General features: G+C 57.9%; 20 protein-coding genes. 9 read left to right on the top strand and 11 right to left on the bottom strand.

The annotated features are described in order from the left end of the window. Positions 1-18 precede the first annotated feature (18 nt). From ACVILI_RS27565 to ACVILI_RS27555, 3 genes are all read left to right on the top strand, one after another. Positions 19-834 (top strand): class I SAM-dependent DNA methyltransferase, encoded by an 816-nt coding sequence (locus tag ACVILI_RS27565; RefSeq protein ID WP_457102662.1) that lies wholly within the window; start codon positions 19-21, stop codon positions 832-834. Positions 835-903: 69 nt separating this feature from the next. Then, positions 904-1,125 (top strand): DUF768 domain-containing protein, encoded by a 222-nt coding sequence (locus ACVILI_RS27560; RefSeq protein WP_038648766.1) that lies wholly within the window; start codon positions 904-906, stop codon positions 1,123-1,125. A 75-nt stretch (positions 1,126-1,200) separates the two neighbouring features. Continuing rightward, entirely contained in the window at positions 1,201-1,425 is a 225-nt protein-coding gene (locus tag ACVILI_RS27555) for a hypothetical protein (RefSeq protein ID WP_019859949.1), read from the top strand. Positions 1,426-2,058: 633 nt separating this feature from the next. On the opposite strand, the gene ACVILI_RS27550 is transcribed toward ACVILI_RS27555, so the two are convergent. Further along, complete coding sequence (locus ACVILI_RS27550; RefSeq protein ID WP_027047172.1) at positions 2,059-2,250, bottom strand: hypothetical protein; 192 nt, start codon at positions 2,248-2,250, stop codon at positions 2,059-2,061. A gap of 526 nt (positions 2,251-2,776) precedes the next feature. On the opposite strand from ACVILI_RS27550, the gene ACVILI_RS27545 reads away from it, so the two are divergent. Continuing rightward, entirely contained in the window at positions 2,777-3,058 is a 282-nt protein-coding gene (locus ACVILI_RS27545) for a hypothetical protein (RefSeq protein WP_019859945.1), read from the top strand. A gap of 1,042 nt (positions 3,059-4,100) precedes the next feature. Here the strand turns inward: ACVILI_RS27545 and ACVILI_RS27540 are convergent. From ACVILI_RS27540 to ACVILI_RS27530, 3 genes are all read right to left on the bottom strand, one after another. After that, positions 4,101-4,322 carry a hypothetical protein gene (locus tag ACVILI_RS27540; RefSeq protein ID WP_457102661.1) on the bottom strand — a complete coding sequence of 74 codons (222 nt, stop codon included), beginning with the start codon at positions 4,320-4,322 and terminating at the stop codon, positions 4,101-4,103. A gap of 331 nt (positions 4,323-4,653) precedes the next feature. Next, positions 4,654-4,869 carry a hypothetical protein gene (locus ACVILI_RS27535; RefSeq protein ID WP_038653168.1) on the bottom strand — a complete coding sequence of 72 codons (216 nt, stop codon included), beginning with the start codon at positions 4,867-4,869 and terminating at the stop codon, positions 4,654-4,656. A 319-nt stretch (positions 4,870-5,188) separates the two neighbouring features. Continuing rightward, positions 5,189-5,584, bottom strand: a complete 396-nt coding sequence (locus tag ACVILI_RS27530; RefSeq protein ID WP_457102660.1) for an SOS response-associated peptidase family protein — start codon at positions 5,582-5,584, stop codon at positions 5,189-5,191. 99 nt (positions 5,585-5,683) lie between these two features. Here ACVILI_RS27530 and ACVILI_RS27525 point away from each other — a divergent pair, with 99 nt between their 5' ends. Then, complete coding sequence (locus ACVILI_RS27525) at positions 5,684-5,815, top strand: hypothetical protein (protein WP_020628965.1); 132 nt, start codon at positions 5,684-5,686, stop codon at positions 5,813-5,815. A 27-nt stretch (positions 5,816-5,842) separates the two neighbouring features. Here ACVILI_RS27525 and ACVILI_RS27520 read toward each other — a convergent pair whose 3' ends face one another. Next, positions 5,843-6,859 carry an ATP-dependent DNA ligase gene (locus tag ACVILI_RS27520; RefSeq protein WP_038648763.1) on the bottom strand — a complete coding sequence of 339 codons (1,017 nt, stop codon included), beginning with the start codon at positions 6,857-6,859 and terminating at the stop codon, positions 5,843-5,845. Positions 6,860-6,985: 126 nt separating this feature from the next. Continuing rightward, positions 6,986-7,618: an outer-membrane lipoprotein carrier protein LolA gene (locus ACVILI_RS27515; RefSeq protein WP_038648762.1), complete on the bottom strand. Its 633-nt coding sequence runs from the start codon at positions 7,616-7,618 to the stop codon at positions 6,986-6,988. A 410-nt stretch (positions 7,619-8,028) separates the two neighbouring features. On the opposite strand from ACVILI_RS27515, the gene ACVILI_RS27510 reads away from it, so the two are divergent. Further along, positions 8,029-8,253, top strand: coding sequence for a hypothetical protein (locus ACVILI_RS27510; protein WP_027047171.1), 225 nt, complete (start codon positions 8,029-8,031; stop codon positions 8,251-8,253). Between the two features lie 371 nt (positions 8,254-8,624). Here the strand turns inward: ACVILI_RS27510 and ACVILI_RS27505 are convergent, their stop codons facing one another. The 5 genes from ACVILI_RS27505 to ACVILI_RS27485 form a co-directional block, all read right to left on the bottom strand. Continuing rightward, the gene (locus ACVILI_RS27505) at positions 8,625-8,786 is read right to left on the bottom strand and encodes a hypothetical protein (protein ID WP_240565271.1); all 162 of its coding nucleotides are present in this window, start codon (positions 8,784-8,786) and stop codon (positions 8,625-8,627) included. A 48-nt stretch (positions 8,787-8,834) separates the two neighbouring features. Next, on the bottom strand, positions 8,835-12,044 hold the full coding sequence (locus ACVILI_RS27500) for a GAF domain-containing protein (RefSeq protein ID WP_038653165.1): 3,210 nt from the start codon (positions 12,042-12,044) through the stop codon (positions 8,835-8,837). A gap of 1,058 nt (positions 12,045-13,102) precedes the next feature. Next, positions 13,103-14,164: a YihY/virulence factor BrkB family protein gene (locus ACVILI_RS27495; protein WP_038648759.1), complete on the bottom strand. Its 1,062-nt coding sequence runs from the start codon at positions 14,162-14,164 to the stop codon at positions 13,103-13,105. Positions 14,165-14,307: 143 nt separating this feature from the next. Continuing rightward, a complete protein-coding gene (locus ACVILI_RS27490; protein WP_148307415.1) occupies positions 14,308-14,493 on the bottom strand; it encodes a hypothetical protein in 186 nt (61 codons plus the stop codon). Between the two features lie 26 nt (positions 14,494-14,519). Beyond that, positions 14,520-14,702: a hypothetical protein gene (locus tag ACVILI_RS27485; RefSeq protein WP_010915337.1), complete on the bottom strand. Its 183-nt coding sequence runs from the start codon at positions 14,700-14,702 to the stop codon at positions 14,520-14,522. 661 nt (positions 14,703-15,363) lie between these two features. On the opposite strand from ACVILI_RS27485, the gene ACVILI_RS27480 reads away from it, so the two are divergent. From ACVILI_RS27480 to ACVILI_RS27470, 3 genes are all read left to right on the top strand, one after another. Continuing rightward, positions 15,364-15,573 (top strand): hypothetical protein, encoded by a 210-nt coding sequence (locus tag ACVILI_RS27480; protein ID WP_027047169.1) that lies wholly within the window; start codon positions 15,364-15,366, stop codon positions 15,571-15,573. Between the two features lie 43 nt (positions 15,574-15,616). Further along, positions 15,617-15,838 carry a DUF768 domain-containing protein gene (locus tag ACVILI_RS27475; protein ID WP_038648757.1) on the top strand — a complete coding sequence of 74 codons (222 nt, stop codon included), beginning with the start codon at positions 15,617-15,619 and terminating at the stop codon, positions 15,836-15,838. A gap of 192 nt (positions 15,839-16,030) precedes the next feature. Next, positions 16,031-16,240, top strand: a complete 210-nt coding sequence (locus ACVILI_RS27470; RefSeq protein WP_019859928.1) for a hypothetical protein — start codon at positions 16,031-16,033, stop codon at positions 16,238-16,240. Positions 16,241-16,268: the final 28 nt, after the last annotated feature.

Below are 16,268 nucleotides of genomic sequence, written 5' to 3'. Positions count from 1 at the left end.
GACGATCGATCAGGACGAGTGAAATCTATTAGCAAGCCCAAAACGGAGGTTGTTGTGATGGGCGGTTCTCATGGTGATGTATTGACCGAGCGGTCACTCGAGGGGAGCGCTTATACCGATTACCGATCGAGCCATCAGAAGCCAGGCTACGGCACCGATTACGCCGAAACCTTCCGTTCCGGCTACTATGCTGCCTTGTGGTCGCGGATCGAACGCCCCCTGGTGGAAGGCATTCTCAGCCCTCTTGGCGGGCCGGTTCGCAGCTGCCTCGACTTCGCGTGCGGCACTGGCCGCGTCGCAGCTGTTGCAAGTCCATTGTTCGGTGAGGTCGTTGGCGTTGACGTCTCTCAATCCATGCTTGCTTGCGCGCGGGTCCCGGGCAACGTCAAGCTGGTGAAAGCCGATCTGACGGTTGCCCCCCTTTCGAAAAGATTCGACGTGGTTACAGCTTTTCGATTCTTCTTGAACGCTGAAGACACTCTTAAGCGGGACGCACTGTCGGCAATTCATGAGCATTTGAACGACGGTGGGTTGCTGGTTTCGAACATCCACATGAACGCAACCTCGCCGATGGGGCTGGTCTACCGCTTTCTCAACCGATTTCAGGGGCGCGTGGTTCGCAGTACGTTGAGCATCCACGCATATCGCCAAATGCTCGTTTCCAACGGGTTTGTCGTCGAACGGGTCATCGGTTATGGGTTTTTGCCGCGACCCGGGTGGCTGTTGCCGACGCTTTGCGAAATGTTGGTCGGGCCTGTTGAGACGATATGCAGGAGAGCTGGCGTCCCAGCACGCTTTGCTCAGAATTTCTTAGTGGTCGCTAGAAAACGATAGTGAAGCTCGCCAGGAAGATCATCGAAATCGACTAACGGAACCGAAGACCGCTCGCGAGCTTAATTCTCGATGAGCTCGCGCGGAATCAACTTCCTAGATCAATGGCTGGCCAACAACGTCCCTGAGACGACCAAGGCCGACGTCATCTCGGTCGACGAACTGACCAATAAGCTGATCGCCGACGCTAAGGCGCTCGGCATCAAGCGGGCAGAGATCCACGAAGAGGTCGACAGCCTCTACCGCACTATCCTCGACGCGATTGTGCATTACGACCCCGGCCTGACCGACTAGCCCTTGTCAGAGAGCTCGATCAGAGGAATATAATCCTCCCGTTGCGGCGACCCTTCATTCAAACGGAGATCGCCAATGGCCAGAACCAAACCTTCCAAGCAGTTATCCCAAGCTGAAATCGAAAGCTTCCTGGTAGCAGCGGAAGCGCTGCACAAGAGCATCGTGAAGCCGCTCATCTCACCTACATGCGATCACTACCGCGCAACGCGAACCCTGCATGAGGTGCTGTTGAAGACGGTGCGAGAAGTGACTGGGAAAGAAGTCGAGTTCGTCCGCTGGTTTGGGGGCGGCTCGGCCTAAGCGTTTTAGCGCCGCCCACTTGAATCAGAATACATCAGTTTTGGCTAAAATACGGAACGTCCAACGAATGTTACCGGAACCAAAGTGGTAACGTCAGACCTTCGCTGGGCAAGGAGCAAGACCTTAGTCTTGCCCATAGATCACCGCTCTTCTGGGGATAGAGGAAAAAGCCCGGCGCGGGGGGCGCAACCGGGCTTTTCCTTCGGTGCACGACAGTGGCGCCTACGATCTTGGCGCCGACGGTCAAATATTAAATTAGAAAGTCTGAATAAGCCGTCGCAGGTTGAACCCCTCGCACGGCACACATACCCTCGAATATTGGCGAATGAGGCGCGCTATCGTCTCCGGGAACATTAGCTGTCTCTGAAAGTTGATCAGCGCGGCAGGTGGGGTGCCCTCAATCGCCTTCTTGCCGAAGATCGGTATCCGATCGGCCCGCGCTCTCTCCGCCAGAGGAGTGCGGGCTTTCGACGTTACGGGGCAGCGATGGTCGACAAGCCTGCAACGACAAGACAAGCCGCAACGCTCGATACGGCGAAGGAGATCGGCGACAAGGTGCGGGTCCAGGAGATCACGTCGAAGCCAAGGGCAGTGCTAGGCTAAGCGGTGGTAAGATCTTCCGGCGGCGTGAAATCACCGTTGTCTTAGGTGGCGTTCGAACATCGCCAGCTTGTATTCGTAGCCAATGCGCACCTTCGCCTTGCAGCCGTCGCATTTGAAACTGCCGATCGTTGTTACCCACGAACCCATTTTTTTCGTCGAGTGTGAACAGGCCGGACATTGAAACTCTATCGCCACGTCGCGCAGTTCATTGGACAGGGGCATCGCATCTCTCCGATTGACGAACCGCCGCCCATTTTACGGCAGCGGCAGACGGCCAAGGATCGCGGGACTTGCTGAAGTGTTGGAACGCCGCCCGCTCTGGCAACCTTTAGCGAGGTCTAATGTTCCAGCGCCTCGGAACCAAAGCCGCAACACCAGACCTTGTTAACTGCTTCTCTATGACAACCATGCCGTTTTGCCTTCTTAGCGAGTTTCCACCCCAGCAACGCGCCGCGCTTCAACGACCCCACATTTGGCGAGGGCACTCGATCCGACCTGCTCGCTCGTTCTGGCTTCTAAGGCAGGCCCGGCCGGCCGATTTCACGATCAAGCTTCGTCCCGCTGGCGTGAACTCAGCGTGATTTTGACAGGGGACACCTAAAGGCGGCTGTCTGCGGCGACCAACCGGCAAGCGTTGGCGCGATTAGTAATTGCCAATTCGTAAGGGCGCAGCCGGGAACCGGTTCGGGCAAATGGACGTTTCTTTTATAGGTCACGTCTTGTTGAATCGTGACAGGAGGATACTCAGATGAACATCAAGATGCTCACAGTGGGCGCGATTGCGCTTTCCATGATGACCGGTTCGGCTCTTGCCGCTGGCAACACATCTGCACTCGACGATCCGGCAAAGATGTCGCCGTTCTTCACCGATGCCGGCATGAAAACATTGAAGACGGAAAAGGATTTCAAGACCGCATGGGCGGCCATGAAACCCGATGAACAGAAAGCGGTGTTGAAAGATTGCGGCGATACCACGCTCAACAAGTCGCACGCAGATTTCTGCGCCATGGCAAAGAAGATGGGCGGCTGAATCTAGCCGGACGTCGAAGGCGGGCCCAAGGTCCGCCTTCGAGCAATAGCAGAGGAAGCGCTGCACAAGAGCATCATGAAGCCGCTGATATCGCCTACATGTGATCACTACCGGGCAACGCGTGTTCTGCATGAGACTCTGTTGAAGACGGTGCGAGAAGTGACCGGCAAGGAAGTCGAGTTCATTCACTGGTTTGGAGGCGGTTCGGCCTAAGGTATCACCGGCGACGATCCTCCGTTCATCCGATGGAATGGGAACAGGACCTGGCGCGGCCGCCTGCGGCGTAGGTCAACAGGCTTAATTGCGGGATGGCTTACGTAGGGGTAAGTCAATTACGCGGGGAGGAACCCGAGCCCCCACCGCAATGGCCGGTGCGGTGTCCGTCGTGCCCCAACGCCCCCACCGCACCGGCCATTCCCCAACGTTGGCTACAGCCGATCGGAGACAGGAAGCCCGAGGCGTCGTCGTTGGCCTTCGGCGTACGCCAGGGCGAACGAATCCAATTCGAATGATCGGGTCAGTTCTTCGTCGCCATCGACCACACGGACGAACCACTGCCGGAGGCTTCGATCAGCAGGAATCAACCAGAGAAACATCTCAACGAACCAGCGGTTTATCGTTTTCTCAGGTGGCGCTCAAAAATCGCCAGCTTGTCTTCGTAGCCAATCCTCACCTTCGTCTCGCAGCTTTCGCATTTGAAGCTGCCGACCGTTCTCAGCCAGGATCCCTTTCTCACCGTCGGATATGAACAGACCGGACAGTGAAACTCGATCGCTACATCGCGCAGTTCATCGGACAAGGGCATGGCACTTCGTCTCTTCCACTCGGGCAAAACCGGTGCTCAAAACGAATGGAGGAGCCGATGGGTTTCATCGGAATCAGAATTTTCGTACAAGCACTCGCACCAGCCAAGTAGATCGGCGACAGGTGCGGGTCGAGGAGATCAAGCCGACGCCGAAGAAGCGTTGACGGTGCGCGATGGAACATTCGGCGCCGCGTATGGTTTCTGATGCGGCCGAGGCCACCCGCGTCGGCAAGAGCTTCAATCGCCGCCCAGCCTTGAAGGGGCACTTTTGCCGAACTTAGGGTTTTGGTCGCTTGGTACGCCATTGAACGCCGAGCCGGGGCTTTCTTCCGTCTGACTGTTCCATTGCGTTTTTGGCAGTTCGATGAACAATTCAAAAAAAACGGTAGCCGCGATGATTGGAAGGATGCCCATCCGTGGGGGTTTCTCTTCTGAACCATCGGGGGTTATCGAAATCACACTCTGGTCCTGCCACCAACCAACGGATGCCGTGTTAATCCAGCACGCGTCGAAATGTTCCAGGGGGTAAGCTAAAGGCTCCCTTTCGGATGCGCTTGACGATTTCAGGCAACTTTTTGGAGGGCGGGCTCGTAAAGCAATTTAGTCGCCCTGTTATGTCCCTCATGCCGGGGCGGCTGGCTCGCTGAGATTTCGTTGGGGTTATTCTCGGCGAGCCTACATCTCGCATTTTTCGATGATGCCTGCTTCACCGTCGGGAAGCTTGTGGCCCGGCTCCTTCCTAAGCCTCACCCCAGCACCACCGCCATTCATCGGAATCCCGATTAGGACCCTAAAATGGCCTGCCGGCGCGCATCATGGCCCGAGCGATTGCGAGCTGTGTTTCCGTCCTCGCGTTCCCTTTCTGAGTCATATTGTCCGCTGCGATCAGCCGCTTCAGTGACCGCAGCATGCAATCAACGATGGCCTGGAAGCCGGGCTCCATCGCCTCCTGGCAGTCGATGACTCGGTCTGGATAATCGTTCGCTTCTCTTGGTCGACTGATCATCTCACCCCCCGCCAAATAGCTGTCGCCGTGTTCGCGATGTTCGAAACAGACCAATGTGATGGTTGTCGGCTTTGCAAATCCGAACGGCGCGCGCTTCCCGCACACGTCAAACTCGCAGACATGATTTTCGATCCGTCCACTTTGCCGCGCCGCCGTCATGCCTTCGGCAAGCTTGATGGGTTCGTCGCTCATAGCGGATTGATCGGTCCGACCAGGGCAGGGTGATCATTCGGCTGCCTGTTTATGACGGTCGAATTGACGTCGCGCCCAACTCGGTTGAACTGCAACTGGCCGTCGATGTCGTGGCTGAGGATATCTTTCAGATTCCTTCGGCGTCCCCGGGTCGAGCCATGCGTCGTAATAGGCCTGGTCGCGGATTTCCGGCTGCCGGTCGTGGGTTTTTCATTCGGCTCGCCGGCCGGCTGGGGATGATTGTGCAGCTGGCGACATCGAGATTAGTGTTATACGCCCAGAGCCCGACGAACGAAAAAGGCGCGTAGTCCGGCAGGTAGATGTGCCAAGGATCTTTCTTGCCGCCGGCCAACGAGATCGTCCATTCGTAGAAGCCATCGGCCGGGATCAGGCAGCGTTTCGACTTGAATACGTCCTGGAAGGCCGCTGCGGTATCGATGCCTTCAATCCTGGCGTTGAACATGGCCGCCTTAGGCATCTCTTTTGCCCAGAACAGAACAAGCCACCAGCGGCCCTCGCACAAGCTATGGCTGCCGTTTTCGACGGCGGTGACCTCGACTCAAACGATTGGAACATTAGCGATCCTTAAGGGTTGTCTCGGAGAACCCTTTTGGTGGAACCCATGGCCGAGCTGACATTCGCTTTCGTTTATTATTTAGGGCTGACGGGCAGCGATATGGTCGGCGCTGCCGTGTCATTAGCCGCGGGCCTGCTTGTCTATAACGCCATGCGCGAAGATCAGCCACATCGATAGTGCACCCGGCGCACGAGTAGGCTTCGACTATTCTATCTGCCCAAACGTACATTGGCTTGGCTCCTTGTCCGGGCGCCAGCGCAAAAGCTTCGTTCCATGCCGGAAGCGGTTGCCGGTGACCTGGTCGAAGCGAACCTCCACGACCAGCTCCGGTCTGACCGGCTCCCATTCGCCACTACGCTCGGTGCTCCAGCGGCTCGGGCCGCCCGGCGCCTTGCCGGTGAAGCCGGATCCGCCAAGCAGATGTCCCAGCCTTTGCGTCAGCACCGCACGCTCGTCATTGGCGATGGTTGATGTGAAGCCGACATGGTCGAGCAGACCATCGCCATTGTATAGCCCGAGCAGCAGCGATCCAACCTGTCGTGTGCCCTTTTGATAGCGGAACCCACCCACTACGCAGTCGGCCGTGCGCTGGGGCTTTACCTTCACCATCGCACGTTCGCCCGGCTTGTAGGGATCGTTGAGCAGCTTGGCCACGACGCCGTCCGTGGCACCGCCGGTACCAGCACCCTTCAACCACTTGTCCGCCGTGGCCAGGCTCGTGGTGGCCGGCGAAAGCCGCAAGGTCTTGGTCTTTGCCTTGGCAACCAAGTCTTCAGCTTCTGCGCGCCGATCGTGCAATGGCAGTTCGACCAGCAGCCGACCTCCCGGGGCCACAAGCATGTCGAAGACGACCAGCTGCGCGGGAGTTTCTCGACTGAGCTTGCGGATGCGGCTCTCTGCGGGATGAAGCCGCATCTGCAGCGCGTCGAAAGAAGCACGGTCCTCGATCTCCACTATGATTTCACCGTCGATGACGAATTCGGTTGCCGCAAGCGCACTCAAGGCCGCCATCAGTTCGGGAAAATAGCGACCGAGCGGTTTGCCGGATTTTGCCCTGAGGTCGACAGCCTTGCCGCTCTTGAAGCCGATGCAGCGGAAGCCATCCCATTTCGGTTCGTACTGCCAGAGACCGTCTTCTCGCGGCAACGCCTCCGCCGTGCGTGCCTCCATAGGCTGCGTGTTCAAGGGTAAGGGAAACTCGACGTCAGATGCCGTTACCATTGCTCTTCCGTATTGCGATGGGGCAGGTTGCCGACGCCCGCTTTTCGTTCCATTGACTGGCTGTCGAGCGATTTCGGCGGGCCTCTCCTCGATCGACGTGGAGTGACAAGCGCAAAAGACTAGCAGCTATTTCGTTGTGGTGTTGAATTCACGATTTGCAGCGTAGTCGATCATGAAGGTGCCTGGGGGGGCACGAACGCCTTCGCTCACATTCGAGAGAGTGACTGTCGTGCTCTGTCCTCTTTCGTCAGTGATGCTCCATCTGCGCAGATCGAGTGATTTCCTATCGAAGACCATAGTGATGTTCGAGTTTCCGAAGGCCGACTTGTCGGCCAGCTTGATGGTAACCTGGGCGCCATCGTCTTTGATGCCTTTGAGGCGATTGCCAGAGAATTTGACCTTGTCGTCCAGTAGAAGCTTGAGCGGCGTCTTCGAAAGAGCATAGAGGCGCGATGTCTTCAGCTTTTTGTTATAGATTACGACGGATTGTCCATCTGCGATTAAGCTGATCCCTGATTGGCCGGTATAATTGAACCGAATCTTTCCCGGGCGTTGGAGAAAAAATCTACCGCTGGTCTTTTCACCTCTTGGGTCAGACTGGACGAAGTCCCCGGACATGGACTTTACGGATGAGAAGTGGTCGGCAATCGCCACCGCATCTACAGGCGCGGCCGAGACCGCAGGGGTAAGTTCGAAATTTATCGCGCTAGCGCTGACGACCACAAAGCAGAAAGCCAGCAATCTCCTGATCTTTTCCATTCACGTATCCAACTTCAAGCGGGTGCTTGATCGAAACAGATGGGGCTCCAGCGCAAATCTGGTCTTGCCGATTGCGATACAATGCCCGGCTTCGCTGGCGTGCCGAAGACAGCTGGATGGCTCTCGGACCGCTCCGCCAGCAACCGCCGCCTATTGAGCCGCCGCCCTGCTGCGGACCCGAGCTCCCGGCGAACATGGTGACCAGCGCCATGGAGTCGGTTTCGTGCTGCTTTCGTGGCCGCTCCACTCACTAAATCGTACGTGCGTGATGCCCGGCTCTCCAGTTTGAGAGCCGGGCCAAAAGGCTTCGGTCAATATCCGTTGTTGTCCTCCTGCTGAATGACAACGTGGCGGTGACGATGGTGCGATCTATCCATCGGCCCTCGGATAATGACTGCGTCGGAGCGGTGATGACGGCGGCCGTGGTCGTAGAATGCAATATCCCCATGGCGGCGGTGATGGAGACGATGTCCTTCACGGTAGACAACCACGCGGTCATTGTTCCAGTGATGGTGTCGGTGATGTCGATGAGTCTGGACTACGATCGCGTCGGCCGAGGCCACGGACGGTACGAGAAGGCACAGTGCCAAAGCACCAAGTATGACGGCTTTCATTTAAGATCCTCAACTAATTAAGACGGCCCTTCGCCTGCTTAACATTGTGCGATCGCTTTGGTTCCGACATGAAAAGCATGCGCAGGCTGTTCTTGCCGAACTTTGGATGCTCATGATGGAGAGCCAAAACGCGGAGGCCTCTTAACAAGCTGACTTATGAACAGCAGCGTCGAAAGTCCGTCTGCGGTAACTGTGCCGAGACAAAGATTCCTGTCGATTCCCCCGCCGAAGCGAGGGCAATCAGTTTGGATCACCGTTTCAGCAGAAACCGTTGGAGAGCCGCCACGTAGCCCGGCGTTTTATACCCGAGTCACACACGCAATTCCGGCCACTCAAATATTGCAACATTAGGCACTCGGCGTCGGGGGTGCCGCGGAGGCGTTCCTGCCAGATCACTGGTTGATGGAAACGAGGACCGCCTTGCAGAGATCTTGAAGGGCCCGTGGCAAGACATCAAAGCTGTTGTGCAAACATTCCAGAAGCTGGCTCAGCTTCCAGGCTTCCTCGGTCACGATCCGGCACTGTTCGGGCAATGGGAGATCGCCGGCGGCCATGGAAGCGCCGAGCGCGTCAAGCTTCGAGATCTGCTCGGCTGGTGGGCACTATGAAGGATCGTCGAGAATCGTCCTCACCTTTTCGGCAAGGTCTTCAAGGCTGAAAGGCTTAGGCAAAAGCTGCGTTCCAGGATCGAGGATTCCGTTGTGAACGATGGCGTTGCGCGTGTAGCCCGTGGTGTAGAGAACCTTGAGCTTGGGATTGCCCCTGCGCAAGATATCCACCAACTGACGTCCGGACATCTCCGGCATAACCACGTCGGTGAAGAGCAGGGACAATTGCTGTCCAGCTTCAATCATCTTGATCGCTTCGTTAGGACCACTGGCTTCGACGACCGTATAGCCAAGTTCGCGCAATGCTTCGGCCGATACTGCGCGGACGCGATCCTCGTCTTCAACCACCATGACGATTTCGCTTGGCACGCCGCCATCTATCGACCTTGATTTGAGCTCGGGAGAATCCTGCTCGGTGCCGCCATAATGCCGTGGCAGATAGATCTTGATCGTCGTGCCAACGCCGGGCTCGGAGTATATTCTTACGTTGCCGCCCGATTGCCGGACAAAACCGTAAACCTGGCTCAGGCCAAGCCCGGTGCCCTTGCCAACGCCCTTGGTCGTGTAGAAGGGATCGAAGGCCTTGGCGAGGACGTCCGTGGTCATACCCGTGCCGGTATCGGTAACTGCAATCAGCACGAATTGTCCGGCCGCAATGGCGGACTCACGAGCGTATCGCTCATCGACATAGGCGTTCGACGTCTCGATGGTCAGCTTACCGCCGTTGGGCATGGCGTCGCGTGCGTTGACCGACAGGTTGAGCAGGGCACTTTCAAGCTGACTGGGATCGGCCTTGACCTGCCAGAGGCCGGCTCCGAACGCCGTCTCGACCTTGATCGTTTCCCCAAGTGTGCGCATCAACAGCTCGGTCATTCCGCCGACCAGGCGGTTGGCGTTGATAGGCTCCGGCTTGAGCGGTTGTTGTCGTGAGAAGGCCAGCAGCCGCTGGGTGAGGGCGGCGGCGCGGTGGGCCCCATCCATGGCGCCTTCGACAAACCGACCGACGTCTGTCTCACCTTTGGACAATTTGCGCTGAAGCAGATTGAGCCCACCGATGATGACGGCAAGCATGTTGTTGAAGTCGTGCGCAATGCCACCTGTCAACTGACCGACCGCATCCATCTTTTGAACCTGCCGCAGCTGTTCCTCTGCCTTCGAACGTTCCGCCACTTCGTCGATGACGCGTTGTTCCAGCGTGGAGTTGAGCGTCTGCAGTGCGGCCTCGGCACGCCGCCTTTCAGACAGCTCGCGTTCGGCTGACTGGAAGAGGCGGGCATTGTCGATCGCGGTTGCGGCATGGCCGGCGATGCCCAGAAGGGCACTTTCGTGTTCAGGACCAAACTTGCCGGTCTCCGCGTGTCCGAAGAACAAACCGCCTAGAACTTCGCCGGAGTTCGACACGACTGGCACGGCCAGATAGGAGCGAACCGGGAGATGGCCTTCCGGCATGCCCTTGTGCGGCGCATTCTTGCCGTACCGCCGATCCTTGAGGATATCGTCCGACCGAACGACGCCTTTCCCGAGGAAAGTCGGTTCGAACACCGCGGTCGCACGTGGCATGGGGTAATTCTGGAAGGCCGAGCGCGGAGCGCCTGACAGGGCATAGAGCATGTAGCTGCCGCCCTGAGCGTCGAGCACGTTGTAGAAGAAAGCCCCAAACTGGGCTCCGGAAAGCTCGACGCCGGCATCGGTGGTGATTTGCACGATCTTGTCGAGATCGAGTTCCGCAGCGACCGCCGCGCCGGTATCGTTCATGATCTTGAGGTGGCGCTCTGCTTTTTTGCGATCCGAAATGTCGATAACCGTGCCGATAAATCGAACGGCCTTGCTGGCTTCGAAAATGGCATGGCCGCTCGCCGCCACCCAACGCTCTATCCTGTCCTCCAGGCCAATTGTTCGGTACTCGATGTTAAATCCTTCAAGACTGTCTGGAGCGATTGCTCGCCGGACCGCCTCATCTGCCCGGATACGGTCATCTGGATGGAGGCCGGCGATGAAGGAGCCCTCATAGGTAACCTCATCGTCCGACGTGATGCCGAACAACGCCCGGCATTGTGCGTCCCACCGCAAATGGTCAGCGACCGGGTCGTAATCCCAGATGCCGATTGCGGCCGCCTGGGTAGCCAGGCTCAAGCGTTCCGCGGTCTCGGCAGCGCTCTGATCCGACCTCACCCTTTCTATATGCGCCCACGACCGCTCCGTTACCTCTGTGAGAAGTGCAAGCTCATTCTGAGTCCAGACCCGCGGAGCGCTGTCGTGGATCGCCATCAGCGCGGTCAGGCGCCCCTCCTTGACAAGGGGCATGCAGATGGTGGCGGCGATGCCGATGTCCTGGAACGTCGCGGCTTCTTCGAGCGGCAACTCGACGTGATTGTCGTTGATGATCAGAGGCAGGCCCTGATGGAGCTTGCCCACGGCGAGCTGGCCAAAATCCCGAAGACTGTAGTAGCCGACGATGCTCGAAGACCCTTGCCGGTGCCAGTCTCCCCGGATCGTGAAGTGGTCCTGGTCAGGCTCCATATCGGCATAGGCACAGATTGCGACGCCGAGATACTCGCCAAGCATCCTAGTCGTGATCTCGAGCACCGCGTCCGCGTCCGAACTTTTCGAGGTTTCTTTCCCCAGTGCGTCGAGGAAGCGCAAGCGAGCTTCATTCTGTCGCAACTCCGCCTGCGCGCGCCGTCGTTCGACTGCGGTACGCGTTCGCTCCGCCATCTCGCGAACGAATTCGATCTCTTCTGTCGACCAGGATCTGGGCCTGTTGTGATTGAGGTAGAGCAGGGCCACAAAGCCAGCCCGTTCGGTGACCGGCATGTTGATCAGGGATTGAGCGCTGATCGCTTTCAGTGCCTCTGGGTTCTGGCTTGTCCGCGGATCTGTGTCAGCATCCTCAAGGACAACAGTGATGCCGCGCTTCAGGTCATCGATATACGTGCCGTAGTCGCGGAAATGCAGCACCCCGGCCAAACTCTTGATCCCCGGGGCGTTCCAGTCGCGTTCGATGGAGATGGTCTCGTTCGCGAGATCGATCGTTCCATATCCGGCCCGGCTTACATCCAGTTCCCGTCCAATGATTTCGGCTGCGGCGTAGGCCAGGTCGTCAGGGTCTTCGACCAGCCGCACGAGGTCCCCAAGCTCAGCGAGCGCAGCACTCCGCTTTCTCGCACGAAATGTCTCGGTGACGTCAAACCCTTCGCAGAATATCCCTGTGATGAGGTTCCCGCCGTCGTAGAGGGGAGCGTAGATAAACGTCAGGTGGCGCGTCTCCTCCGGACTATCCGCCGAGCGGCGAAATCGGACCGGAAGGCCCTGCGCTTCAAACGTCGTACCGCTGCGGAAGACGTCGTCGAGGCGTTCAAAAAAACCTTGTCCCTCCAGGCTGGGAACGGCATCTCGAATGGGTCTCGAGAGCCAATCACCGCTGTTGAAAACCTGGCGATGGGCGTCATTCACGAATTCAACGACATGGTCGCGACCGCGCATGATAATGATGAAGCCTGGTGCTTGTTCGAACAGATGGATCTGACGTTCAGCAGCGAGGCGTTCGCGCTTTTCGGCCAGAAATCGATCCGTGGTTTCCGTGCAGACGCCAAACAGACCGCCGGTCGTCCCAGTCTCCGGCTGCGTTATGGGGTTGTAGGAGAACGCGAAATGGGTCTCTTCCGGCGCACCGTGCTTGTCGATTCGGATCTCAATGTCGTCCATATGTACAGATTGGCCCTGGTAAACCAGATCAAACATCGGGCCGATCGTCTCCCATGCCTCTGCCCAGACCTGTTGGCTGGGCAGCCCGAGAGCGGTCGGGTGCTTGCGGCCAAGGATAGGGATGAAGGCATCGTTGTAGAGCCAGATGCGGTCCTGGCCCCAGACGACGAACATAGGTTGTGCAGAGCCTAGAATGAGATCGACGAGTGTCTTCAGCTCTGTGGGCCATGAAGAGACCGGCCCGATAGATGTAGCGCCCCAACCAAACGAACCGATACGCTCAGCCATGTCTCCGGCGCTGCGAAACGCGGCGCTCGCCCTGTCCTTGCTGGATGGTCCCAAGATATCCCCCGAAATATCGAACCGGACAAAACGGCGGAACTCGGTTTTGGTTGCACGGCAAGGTAGGGCAGCGGGCGCCGCATGAAAGCAGACGCGGTATCGACATCGCTGTTCAATTTTTCCTTGAAAGCACGTTGTCTCAGGTGACCCAGCAGACCAGGCGCTGACAGGACCCGAACACGCATTCTCGCTGACAGTGCGTGTTCGTTAGATAGTCAGTCTGCGGTTTTGCCCAAAGTGTCCGCTACCACGGCACCCCGCTTGCCCATGGGCAGTGGAGGGCCGGTGGTCGAGTCCACCGCTGTCTGGTGCTCCATCTCGGCATTGATGGCTGCGCCAGCAATGAGGATGATGACGGAAATCCACGTCCACATCATCAAACCGACAACAGCGCCGAGCGACCCGTAGGTGGCGTTGTAGTTGGCAAAATGCTGCAGATAGAACGAGAACAGCCACGACGCTGCGAACCATGCTGCGGTCGCAATCAAGGCGCCCCAACTCAGCCAGCGCCACTTGGCGCGTTCGCGGCTCGGTCCGAAGCGATAAAGCAGGGATATTCCGGTCAGCATCGCGGCGACCAGGATCGGCCACCGGGATACTGCGACAAGCGTCTCTGTCCACGCATCAAGATAGAAATAGCGCAAAAGTGCGGGAACGACGCCCACGGTCAGGAGCAGCACGATGCCGATAAGCAACGCTCCGACGGTGAACAGAATCGACATCAGGTTGAGCGTGATGAAGCTGCGTTTCTCCCGTTCCTCATAGGCGATGTTCATCGCATCAAAGAGGGCCTTCATGCCGCTGTTGGAACTCCACAATGCGATAGCAAGGCCGATGAAGAAGCCTATGCCAAGAGCACCGGGCTTCTGCATGGCCAAGGCTTGCAGCTGACCTCGAATGAGGTCCAGCCCCCCTGACGGAAGCAATCCGCCGAGATATGCGACATGGTCCGCAACCGTAACCGGGTCCGCGACAAAGCCATAAATTGAAATGAACGCAGCCAAAGCGGGGAAGAGCGCCAGCAGCAAGTAGAACGTGGCACCGGCCGCGACGAGCAGAACCCGGTCCTTGTTGAATTCCTCCCACAGGCGCCAGAAAATATCCTTCCAGCCTAGGGCTGGTATCTGGGATGGCCACGCCGCGTCGCGCCCGCGATCGCCATCCTCTGATCTCAGAGCCGCCTTGCTCTGTTCAGTTGTTGATGCAGCGCGACTTGCGGCTTCTCCGTCGATCAACGACGCATCATTGCCGGGTGCTGTCCTCACTTTGCGCCACATTCGGCCAGAACTCTATGGCGAGCGACCAGTAGGCTGCCACGACCCGGGCCTGGGTTGCGGTCGAGCGCTTCCACCAATTCGCCTCCTAATGCCCTGACTCATGTCCTCAACGTCGTGAGCGGCAAAGCTGTTCCCGCTACGCCTCAAAGAGCGACCACGTCGTCGGGCTGCAGAATGATTTTCGGCAGGCGAGCATCTTTTTCAGACAAATCGACGTTCGAACAAGTGCCCATCAGAGGATAAAAGTTGAAAGCGTTGAGTGAAGCCGATCTCACATCGAGGCGGTGCTCGAGGAAGCTACCGCTCAGATCGTCAACCGAACGGCTCACTTTTTCGGCGCGTGAAACATCCGCGGTCAGTTGGCGGACTTCTTCTTGGCCGCCGCTGGATTTTGACCGGTCGCCGCCGACGTCTTGGCGTCCTTGGAATGAGCCGCGATAGCTGGGCCGGCGCCGGTTGCCTTGCGCATGTCTCCACTCGATTTGTCGGCTGGCGCCTTGCGACCCAGGCCGGAGAAGAATCTGCTGAAAAAGCCCATGTCATACTCCTGTTCGCGCCCTGAGACGCCGATGCGTTGATTGTTCGGATGAGCCTGGCGAACAATTGACCGAGGCTTCTACAACGCGATGAACCCGTTAAGCCGCATCTGCTGCGACGTTGACCGCCGACTCCGCGAGCTTGGTAAGCGCGACGTGCGTCCTCCTGGTTTGTTGCCTTCTCAATCAAGGCACAGGGGGAACTTCACGCTTGCCGACTGGTTCCGGCATGAAAGCCAAAAAGCGACGTCAGGATGTTGAAGCGGCCCATCCAACCGACGCGCCTTTCGGACAGCTAGGTTGACGGGAAGTCAAAGGCAGGCAGGAATGACTGTGAGTTATGAACTAGGATCACATACGAGCGGTGCGTGAGTTGCTCTCCAGGGGAGCAGTCCATAGGAGGGAGGAGCTTTGAGGCAACCGATCCTGGTTTCGGCATCCTGAAGCGTAAATTTGTTTGGTGATCTGCGAGGGTCATGTCGGCTCATGCTGCGACTGGGCGCAATCCCAATTTTCCCGTGCGTCGACCGAGCTTCGGGCTATCGTCGCGTGGGATCCACAATGCAACACTGGCGGACCAGCGGGCGAATGTTCTGGTGAAACACTTGCGTGGCGAACAGGTTTTGCGGCACGCTTCCTTGCAGGGTTATTGGGAGGAGAATGATGCCAATTCGGAGAAAGGCGACTGAGGCTGGTATTTTTGATCCGGCCGAAATGGCTCTGCTGGGCCGGGTGTTCGAGCAGCTGAAGCTCGAAAATCAATCACCCGACGAGCGTGACGCAATCGCCTCCAGAATTATAGGCAACTACATGGCAGGCGTCGTCGATGAGGATGAGCTGGTTTCGCTATCCAGGCGACCGTTGGGCCGTTAGAGGAAACGCGGAACTTAAACCTTGCGGTCGAGCTTATCGCTCCATGAGTGCACGCGGAATCGACTTTCTGGATCAATGGATCGCTAACAATGTCCCCAGGACGATGAAGGCAGATGTCCTCCTGGTCGATGAACTCACGCACAAGCTAATAGCGGACGCCAAGGCGCTCGGGATCAAGCGGGCCGAAATCGATGAAGAGGTCGACAGTCTTTACCGCACGATCCTCAATGCTATCGAGCATCCCTTGCCTGATTTTCCCAAGTGACCCGTCACGGTTCGCAGCGGTCGATGCGTGCGACTTTCGATCCGCTGGTCTGGAACATATGTGACTTCCGAGGGTTGGTGATTGCGGCAGGCAACGCTCCCTCGCGCCACTGCTGAAGATCGGGCCAGAAACCTTGATCGGCCCGCATTCTTCGCTAAGGCGCGGGCTTCCCCTTTTTGGAAGAGATCGCGCATGTCCCAGACCATTCAACCGCCGATATTGCCGGAAGGAAGTCCGGATCGGGCGGTCAACTGTGAGGTGGCCCTGGAAGCGGCGTTCGCGGCCTTGGTGGCTGAATCAGAGGCCCAGGGATGGACAGCGCAAGAGACTGCGGAAACCCTGCTCAAAATTGCGACCGAACATATCAATCTGCTCGGAGCGGCCGTCGATCCTAAGGCCTAAGCAGAGGTCGCGCCAAAGGAGGCGTTGC

The sequence above is a fragment of the Mesorhizobium sp. USDA 4775 genome (assembly GCF_054062655.1).
Note: the sequence above shows the minus strand (reverse complement) of the source record. Positions and strands in the feature narration are given on the sequence as shown.